Annotated in this window: 11 protein-coding genes and 1 pseudogene; 5 read left to right on the plus strand and 7 right to left on the minus strand. The window is 62.5% G+C overall.

Going from position 1 to position 14,288, the window contains the following annotated elements:
- The first annotated feature begins 170 nt into the window (after positions 1–170).
- Entirely contained in the window at positions 171–1,742 is a 1,572-nt protein-coding gene (locus M0D65_RS03630; RefSeq protein WP_266251144.1) for a S41 family peptidase, read from the plus strand.
- A gap of 89 nt (positions 1,743–1,831) precedes the next feature.
- On the plus strand, positions 1,832–2,593 hold the full coding sequence (locus M0D65_RS03635) for a molybdopterin-synthase adenylyltransferase MoeB (protein ID WP_266251146.1): 762 nt from the start codon (positions 1,832–1,834) through the stop codon (positions 2,591–2,593).
- A 50-nt stretch (positions 2,594–2,643) separates the two neighbouring features.
- Here M0D65_RS03635 and ptsP read toward each other — a convergent pair whose 3' ends face one another.
- The 7 genes from ptsP to M0D65_RS03670 all read right to left on the minus strand — a co-directional run bounded on the left by ptsP (position 2,644) and on the right by M0D65_RS03670 (position 10,379).
- Positions 2,644–4,392 carry a phosphoenolpyruvate--protein phosphotransferase gene (gene ptsP, locus M0D65_RS03640; RefSeq protein WP_091009487.1) on the minus strand — a complete coding sequence of 583 codons (1,749 nt, stop codon included), beginning with the start codon at positions 4,390–4,392 and terminating at the stop codon, positions 2,644–2,646.
- 227 nt (positions 4,393–4,619) lie between these two features.
- Complete coding sequence (locus tag M0D65_RS03645; protein WP_091009484.1) at positions 4,620–4,889, minus strand: HPr family phosphocarrier protein; 270 nt, start codon at positions 4,887–4,889, stop codon at positions 4,620–4,622.
- A 51-nt stretch (positions 4,890–4,940) separates the two neighbouring features.
- Positions 4,941–5,420, minus strand: a complete 480-nt coding sequence (locus M0D65_RS03650; protein WP_091010881.1) for a PTS sugar transporter subunit IIA — start codon at positions 5,418–5,420, stop codon at positions 4,941–4,943.
- A 315-nt stretch (positions 5,421–5,735) separates the two neighbouring features.
- Entirely contained in the window at positions 5,736–6,692 is a 957-nt protein-coding gene (gene gshB / locus M0D65_RS03655) for a glutathione synthase (protein WP_091009481.1), read from the minus strand.
- 106 nt (positions 6,693–6,798) lie between these two features.
- Complete coding sequence (gshA, locus tag M0D65_RS03660) at positions 6,799–8,088, minus strand: glutamate--cysteine ligase (RefSeq protein WP_091009478.1); 1,290 nt, start codon at positions 8,086–8,088, stop codon at positions 6,799–6,801.
- Positions 8,089–8,494: 406 nt separating this feature from the next.
- The gene (locus M0D65_RS03665; RefSeq protein WP_096721353.1) at positions 8,495–10,009 is read right to left on the minus strand and encodes an ammonium transporter; all 1,515 of its coding nucleotides are present in this window, start codon (positions 10,007–10,009) and stop codon (positions 8,495–8,497) included.
- 31 nt (positions 10,010–10,040) lie between these two features.
- Positions 10,041–10,379 (minus strand): P-II family nitrogen regulator, encoded by a 339-nt coding sequence (locus M0D65_RS03670; protein ID WP_091009470.1) that lies wholly within the window; start codon positions 10,377–10,379, stop codon positions 10,041–10,043.
- A 444-nt stretch (positions 10,380–10,823) separates the two neighbouring features.
- On the opposite strand from M0D65_RS03670, the gene M0D65_RS03675 reads away from it, so the two are divergent.
- The 3 genes and pseudogenes from M0D65_RS03675 to M0D65_RS03685 all read left to right on the plus strand — a co-directional run bounded on the left by M0D65_RS03675 (position 10,824) and on the right by M0D65_RS03685 (position 14,239).
- Positions 10,824–11,078, plus strand: coding sequence for an accessory factor UbiK family protein (locus M0D65_RS03675; RefSeq protein ID WP_091009467.1), 255 nt, complete (start codon positions 10,824–10,826; stop codon positions 11,076–11,078).
- A 102-nt stretch (positions 11,079–11,180) separates the two neighbouring features.
- A pseudogene (locus tag M0D65_RS03680) lies at positions 11,181–12,146 on the plus strand (YifB family Mg chelatase-like AAA ATPase); the annotation flags it as partial.
- Between the two features lie 878 nt (positions 12,147–13,024).
- Complete coding sequence (locus M0D65_RS03685; RefSeq protein WP_266251150.1) at positions 13,025–14,239, plus strand: reverse transcriptase domain-containing protein; 1,215 nt, start codon at positions 13,025–13,027, stop codon at positions 14,237–14,239.
- Positions 14,240–14,288 lie beyond the last annotated feature (49 nt).

Raw genomic sequence — 14,288 nt, forward strand, 5'->3', positions numbered from 1 at the left:
ACCGTTACCGCACATTTCTTTGGCACAACCGCGCCCGAAGCCCGAACCACCCTCGACAGCGACTGTCGAACCGCGATTGCGTCACCGCTCACAGCCTGGGCAGGTGTGCAGTTATACTTGTCCGTCGCTTTCTACCTGACGCTGCCACGCGCTCCCGACTGCCCCACTCTATGCGAAAGAATCTGAAAAACATCGGCCTGATCGCTGCGGGCCTTGCCACCGGCGTGTTTGCCACGCTGCAACTGTCCGCCTCCGCCCAGCAAGCCGCCTCTGCCCCGCTGCCGCTCGACCAGCTCCGTCTCTTCGCCGAAGTATTCGGACAGATCAAGCATGAGTACGTCGAACCGGTCGACGACAAGAAGCTGCTTACCGCGGCGATCAAGGGGATGGTCGCGAGTCTCGACCCGCACTCGTCGTATCTCGACAAGACCGATTACCAGGAACTGCAGGAGCAGACCAAGGGCCGCTTCGCGGGTCTCGGCATCGAAATTTCGTCGGAAGACGGGCTGATCAAGGTGATCTCGCCGATCGAGGACACGCCCGCGTTCCGCGCCGGCATCCGTCCGGGCGATCTCATCACACGCATCAACGACAAGCCGGTTCGCGGCATGACGCTCGACCAGGCGGTCAAGCAGATGCGCGGCGACCCGGGCACCAAGGTCACGCTGACCATCTTCCGCAAGACCGACGACCGCACGTTCCCGCTCACGGTGACACGCGCGATCATCAACGTGCAAAGCGTGAAGATGAAGGTCCCCGCGCCAGGCTACGGCTATATCCGCATCACGAGCTTCCAGGAACGCACGACGCCTGATCTCGCCGCCAAGCTCAGGGACCTCGCGCGCCAGCAGCCGAACCTGAAGGGCCTGATTCTCGATCTGCGCAATAACGGCGGCGGTCTGCTGCAAAGCGCGGTCGGCGTGGCCGGTGCGTTCCTGCCGCCGGATTCGGTCGTCGTCTCGACGAACGGCCAGATCCCGGATTCGAAGCAGGTGTATCGCGACAATTACGATAACTACCGCCTGCCTTCGTTCGACAGCGATCCGCTGAAGGATCTGCCGCCAATCTTCAAGACCGTACCGATGATCGTGCTGACCAACGCCTACTCGGCGTCGGCCTCCGAAATCGTCGCGGGTGCGCTGCAGGATCAACACCGTGCGCTGATCGTCGGCAAGACGACCTTCGGTAAGGGTTCGGTGCAGACGGTCCGCCCGATGACCGCCGACACCGCCCTGCGCCTCACCACGGCGTACTACTACACGCCGAGCGGCCGTTCGATCCAGAACAAGGGTATCCGCCCGGACATCGCGGTCGATCAATACGCTGAAGGCGATCCGGACGACGCACTCGTCACGCGCGAAGTCGACTACTCGAACCACCTTGCGAACACGCAGGATCCGAACGAGAAGAAGGAAGAGGACCAGCGCGAACAGGAACGCATGGACCAGCTGCGTCTACTTGAAGAGCAGAACGACAAGAAGACGCCGGAGCAACGCCAGAAGGACCGCGATCGCAAGCCGATCGAGTTCGGTTCCGCCGACGACTTCATGCTGCAACAGGCGCTGAACAAGCTGGAAGGCAAGCCGGTGCAGGAATCGAAGTCGGCCATGGAACGCCGGCTCGCGCAGAACAAGCCGGCCCAGTCGGCTTCTGCGCCAGTCGCCGTGAAGCCTGCTCTGCCGGTTACGCCGGGAGCAGCGACGCCCGCGTCGGCACCGGTGCCGGCCTCGCAAGGCAAGTAACGCTTCAGCCTGCCGTGTCTTCGCAGCGCACGCTGCGAAGACACTTCTCCCGCGCGACTAGAATAACGATAACGACGACGCGCCCCGCCATGAACGACGATCAACTCCTCCGCTATTCCCGCCACATCCTTGTCGACGAACTCGGCATCGAGGCGCAGCAGCGTTTTCTCGATGCGCACGCGATCGTCGTCGGCGCAGGCGGACTCGGATCGCCGGCAGCGATGTATCTGGCCGCAGCGGGTGTTGGACAGATCACGCTCGTCGACGCCGATACCGTCGATCTGACCAACCTGCAACGCCAGATCCTGCACGTCACGGCGTCGGTGGGACGCAGCAAGGTCGAGTCCGGACGCGACGCGATCGGCCTGTTGAATCCCGATGTCGTCGTGAACGCGGTAACAGCGCGCGCAGACGATGCCTGGCTCGACACAGCCGTGCCGCACGCCACCGTCGTGCTCGACTGCACGGACAACTTTGCAACCCGCCACGCGATCAACCGCGCGTGCGTCGCGCATCGCGTGCCGCTCGTGTCGGGCGCGGCGTTGCGTTTCGATGGCCAGATCAGTACGTTCGATTTCCGCGACGACGCATCGCCGTGCTACGCGTGCATCTTCCCGGAAGATCAACCGTTCGAGGAAGTCGCGTGTTCGACGATGGGGGTCTTTGCGCCGACGGTCGGCATCATCGGTGCGATGCAGGCCGCCGAGGCCCTGCGCGTGATCGCCGGTGTCGGCACGACGCTCACCGGCCGGCTGATGATGCTCGACTCACTGCGGATGGAATGGAACACGATGCGCATCGCGCGGCAACCGGATTGCCCGGTGTGCGGCGGACGGCATCGTATCGCCTGAGGGTTGCGCGCGAGAGGTTTTGCGCGAAGAGTTTTACGCGAGACGCGTACTCAGATTTCCGCGACCCGCTTCAGCGCCGCCTGCACTTCTTCCGGTTCGAACGAGGCCAGCACATCGGCCACCGGCTTCTCGAGCGTCTTCAGGTGGGAGCGCAGCACTTCCTGCTTGACGACCAGCAACTGGCTCGGATGCATCGAGAACTCGGTCAGCCCCATGCCGAGCAGCAGACGCGTCAGCGCCGGATCGCCGGCCATTTCCCCGCACACCGACACCGGTACGCCGGCGCGCTTCGCTTCGCGCAGCGTGAACGCGATCAGATGCAGCACCGCCGGATGCAGCGGATCGTACAGATGCGCGACCGCGTTGTCCGCACGATCGATGGCGAGCGTGTACTGGATCAGATCGTTGGTACCGATCGACAGGAAATCGAGCCGCTTCAGGAACAGCGGCAAGGCGATCGCCGCAGCCGGAATCTCGATCATCGCGCCGACCTGCACGTTCGGATTGTAGGCAAGACCCGCGTCATCGAGCTGGCGCTTGGCTTCGCGGATCAGATCGAGCGTCTGGTCGATTTCCTGCGCGTGCGCAAGCATCGGAATCAGAATCTTCACCGAACCGAATGCCGACGCCCGCAGGATCGCGCGCAACTGCGTGAGGAACATCTGCGGCTCGGACAGACTCCAGCGGATAGCGCGCAGACCCAGGGCCGGGTTCGCCGCGGTCTCATACCCGTCGCCACCGCTGATCGATTCGAGCGGTTTATCCGCGCCGACATCGATCGTACGGATTGTCACCGGCAGGCCGTTCATCAGCTCGACCGCACGGCGGTAGGCGGCGAACTGCTCTTCCTCTTCAGGCAGGCGGTCCTTCGTGTTCATGAAGAGGAATTCGGTGCGAAACAGCCCGACGCCCATCGCGCCGGCTTCGACGGCCGCGATTGCGTCGTCGGGCAGTTCGATGTTCGCGCACAGTTCGATGCGCGTGCCGCACAGCGTCTGCGTGGGCGAAAATTTCAGGCGCTGCAACTTGCGTTGCTCGAGCGCTTTCTCGCTCTGCCGATACGAATACTCTTCGAGCACGATCGGCGCCGGATCGACGATCACGATGCCATGATCGCCGTCGACGATAATCAGATCGTCCTGGCGAATCAGCGCACTCGCGTGCTGCACGCCGACCGCCGCCGGAATGCCGAGGCTGCGCGCGACGATCGCCGTATGCGATGTGCGGCCGCCGAGGTCCGTGACGAAGCCCTGAAACGTCTGCGTCTTGAACTGCATCATGTCGGCAGGCGCGATGTCGTGCGCTACGACGATCATCTCGTCGCAGCTGCCATGCACGCCGTCGAGCGGCGACGGCGATGCGCCCGCGAGCGCTTTCAGCAACCGCTCGACCACCTGCTCGATGTCGGCCTTGCGTTCGCGCAGGTACTCGTCTTCGATGTCGTCGAAGTGCCGCGACAGACGTTCGAGCTGCTCGGTCAGCGCCCATTCGACGTTATAGCGGCGCGTGCGGACGAGGTCGATGGTTTCCTGCACGAGCATCGCGTCGTTCAGGATCATTGAATGGACGTTGATGAACGCGCCCATTTCGCTGGGCGCGTCGGCGGCGAGATCCGCGCGCAGCGCGTCGAGTTCGACATGCACGCGTTGCTGGGCCGAGCGAAAACGCTCGATCTCGCCTTCCATCTGGGCGGGTTCGATCAGGTAGTGGTCGACGTCGAGTGCAGCCGGGGCGATCAGATAAGCCCGCCCGATGGCGATACCGCGTGACACGGGAATTCCATGCAGCGTGAAAGACACGCGCACCTCCTCTAGTTGTGTGATGCCGCGGCAAACCGCTGCAGAGCTAGCTCTCAGACCCCGGCGGCCATTATAAATTCCGCAGCCCGTTCATGCGTGCGTTGCCGATGTGCGGCGCAACATCGCAGGTTGCGCAAAAACCCGCGTAATAGCGCTAAAAAGACCATAAAAAAAGCCGCGGCAGGCCGCGGCTTTTCTTGCGTAGTACACGCATCGAGACCGGCGGATTACTGGCCCTCGCCGAACTTGTCGGCAATCAGCTTCAGTAGCGCGTCCATCGCATCTTTTTCGTCCGTGCCTTCGGTTTCGATCAGCACGGTACTACCGATGCCTGCTGCCAGCATCATCACGCCCATGATGCTCTTCGCGTTGATGCGCCGACCGTTGCGGCTCATCCATATTTCCGACTGATAGTTGCCTGCCAGTTGCGTCAGCTTGGCCGAGGCACGCGCATGCAACCCCAGCTTGTTCACGATGGTCGTTTCCTGTTGCAGCATGTAATCGTCCGAAGCGCAGGTTGTATTGTTAAAAACGAAACGGTGACGGTACTACGGGGTGGTGCTTTTCTGTGCGATCGCGGCCTCGGGCTGCGCAGTCGCTACACAGTCGCACGGGCTGCCCATCGAAGCCGCGGCCGGTGTGCCCGGCGTGATCGCATGAATGCCCTTGGTCGCACCGGCGAGCGCCTTGTCGACGAGCGTGTCGAGCGGCGTGGCGCGATAACAGACCGCACGCACCAGCATCGCCAGGTTCACGCCGGCCAGCACACGCACGTCGGGTAGCGACGCGAGATTGCCGGCGATGTTCGACGGTGTCGCACCGAACATGTCGGTCAGCACGAGCGCACCGTTCTCTTCCTTGAGCCGGTCGATCTCCGCATGCGCGAACGCGACGACGTTGGTCGGATCGCAGTTGGGCATCACATCGATCACGCCGATGCGTGCGGGTAGTCCGCCGTAAATATGAGCGACACACTCGCGTAACGCGGAAGCGAGCGGAGCGTGCGCAATGATCAGAATGCCTGCCATATCGGTTTTGCAGCTAAAACGGCCTGATTCGCGGTCCAGGCGCGTTGCCCGGCAGCGCGCCTGTTTGCCTTTGTTCGCCCTTCCGACCGGCCGATGATCGAATGGGCCCGAACGCGTCGCGCCACGGGCTGGGCCCATGGGCAACGGCACGGCAACCATGCCCGATATCCTGTGCCGGGTGCGTCGTCAGCGTTTTGTCAGATGACGCAGGTTCCGGAGAGCGGGCATTGTACCAGTCCATTTTCGCGCTTCTTCAGCGTTCGTGCCCGGCACGCGTTCGGTTTCGTGCAACGGGCGCGTCTCCTGCAGCGATACTCAACCGACCGCGCGCTCCAGCGCGTCAACCAGCATCGCCGCCACATCGAAGCCGGTCTGATCCATGATTTCGCGAAAACACGTCGGGCTTGTGACGTTCACTTCGGTCAGCCAGTCGCCGATTGCATCGAGCCCGACGAGCAGCAGGCCGCGCGCGGCCAGCACCGGGCCGAGCGCCGCGGCAATTTCGCGGTCGTGCGCGGTGAGCGGCTGGGCGACGCCGAGTCCACCCGCTGCCAGATTGCCGCGCACCTCGTTACCTTGCGGAATGCGTGCGAGCGAATACGGCACCGGCTCGCCGCCGATCAGCAGGATGCGCTTGTCGCCGTCCTTGATGTCGGGGATGAACTTCTGCGCCATCACCGAGCGCGCGCCATCCTCGCTGAGCATTTCGATGATCGAGCCGAGATTCATGCCATCGGCCTTCACGCGAAACACGCCCATGCCGCCCATGCCGTCGAGCGGTTTCAGGATCACATCGCCGTGTTGCTCGTGGAAGGCACGCAGACGCGCCGCATCGCGCGTAACGAGCGTCGGTGCGACGAACTGCGGAAACTCGCCGATCGCGAGCTTTTCCGAATGATCGCGAATCGCCTGCGGCTTGTTGAAGATGCGCGCGCCGCCACGTTCAGCGAGTTCGAGCAACCACGTCGACGTCACGTACTCCATGTCGAACGGCGGGTCCTTGCGCATCAGTACGGCGCCGAAGCGCTTCAGCGAGCGCACCTCGGACCGCTCCGCCGCATACCACGGCGAGCGGTGCCCATCGGTCTGGTCGCCGACGATCGCAAAGCGCCGCACGTTCGCCTCGACGTCACCGCCGGTCCACGCCAGATCTTCCGGCTCGCATGCATACAGCGTGTGGCCGCGCTTCGCGGCCTCGGCCATCATCGCGTAGGTCGAATCCTTGTAGATCTTGAAGCGGTCCAGCGGATCCGCGATAAAGAGAATGTCCATGAAGTCCCTGTTGCGGCCTCGCGGGCCTCGGCGTTGAATATCGACTGCACTGCAGATTGCGCGGCGGAATGGACTACCAACCGCAGCGCAGATTGCAGCGCGACCTTTACACCTGAATCGCTTCCGGGTCGGTTCGTTCCAGTTCCACCGATGCCGCCAGCAACCCGAGCCGTGCTACCACGCCGTACATATAGAAGCGGTTAGGCGGCGCGGCGCCGGGTTTCGCGTGCGCATCGGGCAACGCGGTATGTTCGAAGCCGAGCGGCACGAAGTGCATGCCGGGCGCGTTCAGATTCTGATCGCGCTCGCGGCTGCCGTGCACGCGATAAAAACCGCCGACCACATAGCGGTCGATCATGTACACCACCGGTTCGGCCACTTCCTCGCCGATCCGCTCGAACGTATAGACCCCTTCCTGCACGATCACGTCGTGCACATCGAGCCCATCTTTCGCGCTCGACATCTTCGTGCGTTCGCGGCTCGTCAGCGCAGCGACTTCCGATGCATCGTGCACGGTCATCACACCCTTGCCGTCGGTACCGGCATCGGACTTGACGACGACATACGGCTTTTCGGAAATGCCGTACTCGCGGTATTTCTTCGCGATCTTCTTCAGCACGCCGTCGATAGCGTCGGCGAGCGCGGCTTCACCGGTACGCGCCTCGAAATCGACGTCTTCGACATGCGCGAAATACGGATTGATCATCCACGGGTCGATTTCGACCATCTTCGCGAACTTCTTCGCGACTTCGTCGTAGCACGAGAAGTGCGTCGACTTGCGGCGCACGGCCCATGCCGCATGCAACGGCGGCAGCAGATACTGCTCGTGCAGATTTTCGAGCACCGGCGGAATGCCACCGGACAGATCGTTGTTCAGCAGAATCGAACACGGATCGAAATTCTTCAGACCGAGCCGGCGAGCGGAACGCTCAAGCGGCTCGAGCACGATTTTCTGACCATCGGACAACGCGATCGTGACCGGTCCGACGATGGTTTCATCGAGCGTTCCGAAACGGACGTGCAGGCCCGCCTGGCGCATGATGGTCGCAAGTCGTGCGACATTCTCCAGATAAAATGCGTTACGCGTGTGACGCTCGGGAATGACCAGCAGATTCTTCGCGTCCGGGCAGATTTTTTCGATCGACGCCATCGCGGCCTGCACGGCGAGCGGCAGCACTTCCTGCGGCAGATTGTTGAATGCCCCGGGAAACAGGTTGGTATCGACCGGCGCGAGCTTGAAGCCCGCGTTGCGCAGATCCACCGAACAGTAGAACGGCGGCGTATGTTCCTGCCATTCGAGCCGGAACCAGCGTTCGATGGCAGGCGTAGCGTCGAGAATCCGCCGCTCGAGATCGAGCAGTGGACCGTTCAACGCGGTGACTAGGTGCGGAACCATTGAGCACTCACGGGCTAAAGGAGCGATTGTAGAGGGAAGCGGGGGTATTTGCCCCTTGCATGTTGGGATGATCGCGCAAGACGCAAGCCCGGGGCCACCCTCCTGCAAACAAGGTTTTATATCGGCCCGATAGCGGCGCGTTATCGGTTGGGAATCCGGCCGGGAATCACCGGGACGGGATTATCCGGCCAGTCGTACAGCCGGCCGGGGCGCCATAGCGAACCGTACCCACGCGGCGGTCTATTCGATTGTAGGTGCTGCGGCATCGCCGGGACGGCCTTCTTTTGCGGCTGGCAGCGCTGCGCGACAGGCGAAAAAAAGCCCGCCAGGTGGCGGGCCAGGTCGCTGCCTGAATCGTCCGGCAGGGTCTCGCATGCCGGACGACTGCTGTTGCTCTTACGAAAACTTATTCGACATGCTCGCCATGCAGCACGATGTCGAGACCTTCGCGTTCCTCTTCTTCCGTCACGCGCAGACCGATCACCATGTCGATCACCTTCAGCAGGATGTAGCTCACTACGCCGCTGTAGATCAATGTAGTCAGCACGCCCTTGGCCTGCAGGATCACGCTGCCATCCGCGCCGCCGATGTCCTTCACCGCGAACACACCGGTCAGCAGCGCACCGACAATCCCGCCGATGCAGTGCACGCCGAACGCGTCGAGCGAATCGTCGTAGCCGAGCTTGTGCTTGAGCCACGAGGCCGACCAGAAGCAGATCACACCAGCAACCAGACCGATCACGAGCGCACCGATCACACCGACGAAGCCCGATGCCGGCGTAATCGCCACGAGGCCAGCCACTGCACCCGACACGATGCCGAGCACCGACGGCTTACCCTTCGCGATCCATTCGGCAAACATCCAGCCCAGTGCAGCCATGGCGGTCGCAATCTGCGTCGTCAGCATGGCGAAGCCGGCACGGCCGTCAGCTGCAACAGCCGAACCCGCGTTGAAGCCGAACCAGCCAACCCACAGCATCGAGGCACCGACCAGCGTCAGCACGAGGTTATGCGGCGCCATCACGTCCTTACCATAGCCGACACGCTTGCCGAGCACCAGGCAGCACACGAGGCCAGCCACACCGGCGTTGATGTGCACCACCGTGCCGCCTGCGAAGTCGAGGATGCCTGCGCTAGCCAGCCAGCCGGTCGGTTCCCACACCATGTGCGCGATCGGCGAGTAGACGATGATCGACCACAGGCTCATGAACACCAGCATCGCGGAGAACTTCATGCGGTCAGCGAACGCACCGGTAATCAGCGCCGGCGTGATGATCGCGAACGTCATCTGATAGACGAAGTAGACCGACTCCGGAATCGTCGTGGCCAGATGGCTGACGGTCAGCGTCGTGGCCTTGTCGCCCTTGATGTAGTTCATGCCCGACAGGAACACCCGCGAGAAACCACCGAGGAACGAACCGCCCGGCGTGAACGCAAGGCTGTAGCCGATCACGGTCCAGATGATGGTCACGACGCAGGTGATCGCGAAGCTTTGCATCAGCGTCGCCAGCACGTTCTTCTTGCGCACCATGCCCGCGTAGAACAGCGCGAGGCCAGGGATCGTCATGAACAGCACGAGCGCGGTGGAGGTCAGCATCCAGGCGGTGTCGCCCGAGTTGATCTTCGACGAATCGACCGAGAACGGCGCGGTCGGCGCAGCGGGTGCGGCTGCAGCGGCAGCCGAAGCAGCCGATGCGTCAGGCGCGGCGGCAGCGCTTGCCGCTGGAGCAGCGGAAGCGTCGGCGGCAGGCGCCGAAGCGGCGGCGGCTGCCGACGCGTCCGGTGCCGGCGCGCTCGCCGTCGTGTCGGAAGCGGCCGCCGAGGCGGCAACCGGCGCCGAAGCGTCGTCCGCCACCGCGGCCCCGATACCGCCCGCGACCAGCGAACCGGCCATCAGCAAGGACATCAATAATTTGCGCATCTCTGTTTCCTCTTCTCTTGTCGCTGTTTTTTTACAGGGCGTCCGCGCCGGTCTCCCCGGTGCGGATCCGAATCACTTGTTCGATCGGGGTGACAAAGATCTTCCCGTCGCCGATTTTCCCGGTGCGTGCCGCACGTTCGAGTGCCTCGATCGCCTGGTCGACGAGGTCGTCCGAGACCGCGGCCTCGATCTTCACCTTCGGCAGGAAATCGACGACGTACTCCGCGCCCCGATACAGTTCGGTATGCCCTTTCTGACGCCCGAAGCCTTTGACTTCCGTGACCGTGATCCCGGAGACGCCGATGGCCGACAAGGCTTCGCGCGCCTCATCGAGCTTGAACGGCTTGATGATTGCGGTAATGAGTTTCATGACATCCTCGCTTTTAGTTGCGTAACCCTTGCTAACCCGTAACCCTTGCCTGACCTGCTGGTAACCCGTATGCGTGGTGCGTCGACAGGGCAATTGCTTTCGAACTGCCTCCATTGCGCCGCCGGGCGACCCGGCAGTGCGCGCGGGGCAGTAACAGCAACTCGCATGCCATGTGTGTGGCAGACTGTCGCGCTGCGTGCGCTGCAGGGCTGCTTCGCGGGCTCGGCCGGATGGCTAACGTAGTCGGGGCGCGGTGGCATGCCGCGTGGATCGTTGCTAGAGTGTTTGCAAGCCCGAAGCGTGATCGAGGTGTGATGGCACGCACCAAACGCGTTCATCGGACGGACGCAGAGCACGATCGATGCACCACATTCGCTCACGCGCCATCGCGGAGCACAGCGGTAACGAAACATGCACAGTCTTTGTGCAATCAAGGGAAACACGATGAAACAACCCAACGATGTCTTCAACGATCTGCAGGCGCGCTTTAGCGATCTGCTCAAGAACTCGCCGGCGAAGGATGTCGAGCGCAACGTCAAGGCCGTGCTGTCGCAGGGCTTCTCGAAGCTCGACCTGGTGACGCGCGAGGAATTCGACACGCAGACCCAGGTGCTGGTACGCACGCGGGCCCGGCTCGAAGAACTCGAGCGCCGCGTCGCCGAGCTCGAACAGAAGCTGCCCGTCACGCAGTCTTCCTGAGCCCGGTCTGACCTACGCATCATCGGCAGGCGCGCCGTGACGTCGTCAGCGTATTGAGGAAGGGGCGCTACGCTACATAGCGCGCCTTCGACGGGAGAAAACATGTCGCTTGCCGTGGTGCGCAGCCGCGCGCCGGCCGCTGGCCGCGCGCCCGAAGTTACCGTCGAGGTTCATCTCGCCAACGGGCTGCCTTCTTTTTCGATCGTCGGCCTGCCGGACCTCGAGGTCCGCGAAAGCCGCGAGCGTGTGCGAGCCGCGCTGCAAAACTGCGGGCTCGACTTTCCGGTGCGCCGGATCACAGTCAACCTCGCGCCCGCCGATCTTCCTAAAGAATCCGGCCGTTTCGATCTGCCGATCGCGCTCGGCATCCTCGCGGCCAGCGGACAAATCCCCGCTGAATCGCTGCTCAATCGTGAATTCGCCGGCGAGCTGTCGTTGACCGGCGCCTTGCGCCCGATGCGCGGCGCCTTCGCGATGGCGTGCGGCACGGCGCGCGATCTGGGCGATCAGCACGCAGACAGCGCGGACACAGCGCCAAGGCGCACGCCCGAACTCTATCTGCCCGCCGCGAGCGCGGCTGAAGCAGCGCTGGTGCCCGGTGTAGCCGTCTACGGCGCGCCCGATCTGCCGTCGCTGTGCGCACACCTTGCGGGTGTCGAAGACGGACGGCTCTCGCCTGTCGAACCGCCCCCTCCTGTCGAAGCGACGTCGTCCGCCACCCTGCCTGACATGCTCGACGTCATCGGTCAGCGGGCCGCACGCCGCGCGCTCGAAGTCGCCGCGGCAGGCGGACATCACGTGCTGATGGTCGGGCCGCCCGGCGCGGGCAAGTCGATGCTCGCGGCCCGCCTGCCCAGCCTGCTGCCACCGATGACCGACGACGAGGCGCTCACCTCCGCCGCATTGCTGTCCGCTAGCGCCGCCGGCTTCTCTCCGACGCACTGGCGCCGTCGTCCGTTTCGTGCGCCGCATCATTCGTCGAGTGCCGGGGCGCTGGTCGGCGGGCGCAATCCGCCGCAGCCTGGCGAGATCACGCTCGCGCATCTCGGCGTGCTGTTTCTCGACGAATTCCAGATTAGGTGTATTGCCGTTGAGTCTGTCTGTCGACTATATCTCCTGGAATAGAGGGGGAGCGGGGGAGGTTCAACCTTTCGCCTGTGTACAACTCAAGACTTTGATTGCCGGTTCTTCAACCAAGATCTGTTCCACGGCCTTGGCAGGATAATCTTCCGGCCCCCGTGCCAGTGACTCCACCGCTTCCCGCATCTGCCCATGCATCTTTATCCGCATCCCCTCTCGTCGCACTCGGCCCCCGCGCTCCCGCCCCATTGATTGCTAAAGCGATTGCGCATCCGAAGGCCAGTTCGGTGCTCGCCTTGTAAGCGCAACCGAATTCTGGTATCACTAATGCAGTTCTTCTGTGCCTCGTGCTGAGTGGTCCGGCCTCCGGAACCGCAAATTCGCACGGAGCGCCCGGCGTGCAGCAATGTCTCGCCGGACGGGTCAGCCATAGCATCGGCGCGCCCGCAGGAAACAGCCCAAGCCTCGCAGTCAGCCGCTACACCGTAGCTTCAGCCGTTTTGAGGTCGCATTGGACGGTCGGTAGACTTTATTTTCAGGCTTGGGCGGCCTTGACGCTTCGCGGCGCTTGCCAGCTCGGGCAAAAACCCTAGAATTGGAGGCGAATGTGACGTTTCAGGCGGAAAGCAAAAACGTGCCAGCGGTTGGCGCGTCAGCGGCGGCGCGTCCGCTTGCGCTTTGTTCTTGTGCCTCGTGCTGAGTGGTCCGGCCTCCGGAACCGCAAATTCGCACGGAGCGCCCGGCGTGCAGCAATGTCTCGCCGGACGGGTCAGCCATAGCATCGGCGCGCCCGCAGGAAAGTGACTCTTCGGGCTTGGGGCAAGCTTACCAATGCGGCCCCGTACCCAACATAAAAAGCAAAAAGAATGGGTATCCTCTACAGGAAGGTTTGCCGTAAACCGAACCTACGCAAGGCAGCGCGTTCAGTGCTGGCCAACGCTCTGATTTCCACCTCTGAAAGCACGCGGGACGAAGCAAAGCAATTCCAGTTGCGGCTTGAGCAGAACATCAGCGACCTTCGCACACAACTGGCAGCCGAGACCTTTAAGTTTCCGCCGGCTCGCGGCGTTGCCGCCAGAAAACTCGGCAAGACAGCCAGGCGGCCCATTGTGATTGCGCCGATTGCGTCGCGTGTCGTACAACGAGCGATCCTTGATGTGCTGACTGGTTTGCCTTTCGTTCAAAGCATTCAGAAAAAGGCATGGAATCACGGTGGTGTAAAAGAGGGCGGAGTCGCGAAAGCTATCGCGCAAACCTACGCGGGCACCATTCGATACCAGTACTACGTACGGACCGATATCAGAGATTTTTTTACGCAGGTTCCAAAAACAGACCTCCTGGCGATCGTCACGAAGCATACGGCCGACCCGGAGTTCGACGCGCTGCTGACACGGGCAGTCAATGTTGAACTCGACAACCTTGCAGAGCTTCGCGAGCACAAAGACATTTTTCCGCTGGCGTCTCGTGGCGTCGCGCAAGGTTCTTGCCTGTCACCGCTCCTGTGCAATCTTCTTCTCCATGAGATAGACGAGCAACTAAATACGGGCGGCACAATGTCCGTACGCTATATCGATGATTTGATAATTTTTGCTCCAAATCGGAGTCGTGCCTTGAAAGGCTTGAAACAGCTTAAGCATGAGCTCAAGCGATTTGGGCTCGATGCTTACGACCCGCCAACAAAGGGTACTCCCGCAGCCTCGGCGAAGGCAGCGGCGGGGGAAACCAAGAAGGGATTCTCGTTTCTTGGCTGTGACGTATCTCCAGAGGCCATCTCGCCGGGAAAACGAGCACGTGCCTCCTTGCTAGCCAAGGTGGATGCGCTCTGCGACAAAGCGCTCACAAGTCAACGACATCTGAAGACTGGCACGTCGGAGCCTATGACGTTAGGCTCCGATCCAACTCTGCTCAGCACGCTCTGGCGCGTCTCGAATACGGTCCGCGCATGGGGCTCTGCATTCTCCTTCTGTACGGACCATCGCATCTTCCGGCAGCTAGATGCGGATGTTGCGGAGAGAGTGGTCGGCTTCCGGCGTCTATGGCAAGCAAAGACGAGTTCACTCAGCGCGGCTGACCGTTGTTGATTTCCACCGAGTCTTAACCCACCGATTTCATCTAAATCTGACCCACCCC

The organism is Paraburkholderia sp. CHISQ3, from assembly GCF_030464945.1.
In the GTDB taxonomy this organism is placed as follows: domain Bacteria; phylum Pseudomonadota; class Gammaproteobacteria; order Burkholderiales; family Burkholderiaceae; genus Paraburkholderia; species Paraburkholderia megapolitana.

What these genes read in the sequence shown, in the direction of transcription:
- M0D65_RS03630 (WP_266251144.1), top strand. Translation starts at nt 171, where the DNA reads ATGCGAAAGAATCTGAAAAACATCGGCCTGATCGCTGCGGGCCTTGCC.
- M0D65_RS03635 (WP_266251146.1), top strand. Translation starts at nt 1,832, where the DNA reads ATGAACGACGATCAACTCCTCCGCTATTCCCGCCACATCCTTGTCGAC.
- M0D65_RS03645 (WP_091009484.1), bottom strand. Translation starts at nt 4,889, where the DNA reads ATGCTGCAACAGGAAACGACCATCGTGAACAAGCTGGGGTTGCATGCG.
- M0D65_RS03650 (WP_091010881.1), bottom strand. Translation starts at nt 5,420, where the DNA reads ATGGCAGGCATTCTGATCATTGCGCACGCTCCGCTCGCTTCCGCGTTA.
- gshB (WP_091009481.1), bottom strand. Translation starts at nt 6,692, where the DNA reads ATGGACATTCTCTTTATCGCGGATCCGCTGGACCGCTTCAAGATCTAC.
- gshA (WP_091009478.1), bottom strand. Translation starts at nt 8,088, where the DNA reads ATGGTTCCGCACCTAGTCACCGCGTTGAACGGTCCACTGCTCGATCTC.
- M0D65_RS03665 (WP_096721353.1), bottom strand. Translation starts at nt 10,009, where the DNA reads ATGCGCAAATTATTGATGTCCTTGCTGATGGCCGGTTCGCTGGTCGCG.
- M0D65_RS03670 (WP_091009470.1), bottom strand. Translation starts at nt 10,379, where the DNA reads ATGAAACTCATTACCGCAATCATCAAGCCGTTCAAGCTCGATGAGGCG.
- M0D65_RS03675 (WP_091009467.1), top strand. Translation starts at nt 10,824, where the DNA reads ATGAAACAACCCAACGATGTCTTCAACGATCTGCAGGCGCGCTTTAGC.
- M0D65_RS03685 (WP_266251150.1), top strand. Translation starts at nt 13,025, where the DNA reads ATGGGTATCCTCTACAGGAAGGTTTGCCGTAAACCGAACCTACGCAAG.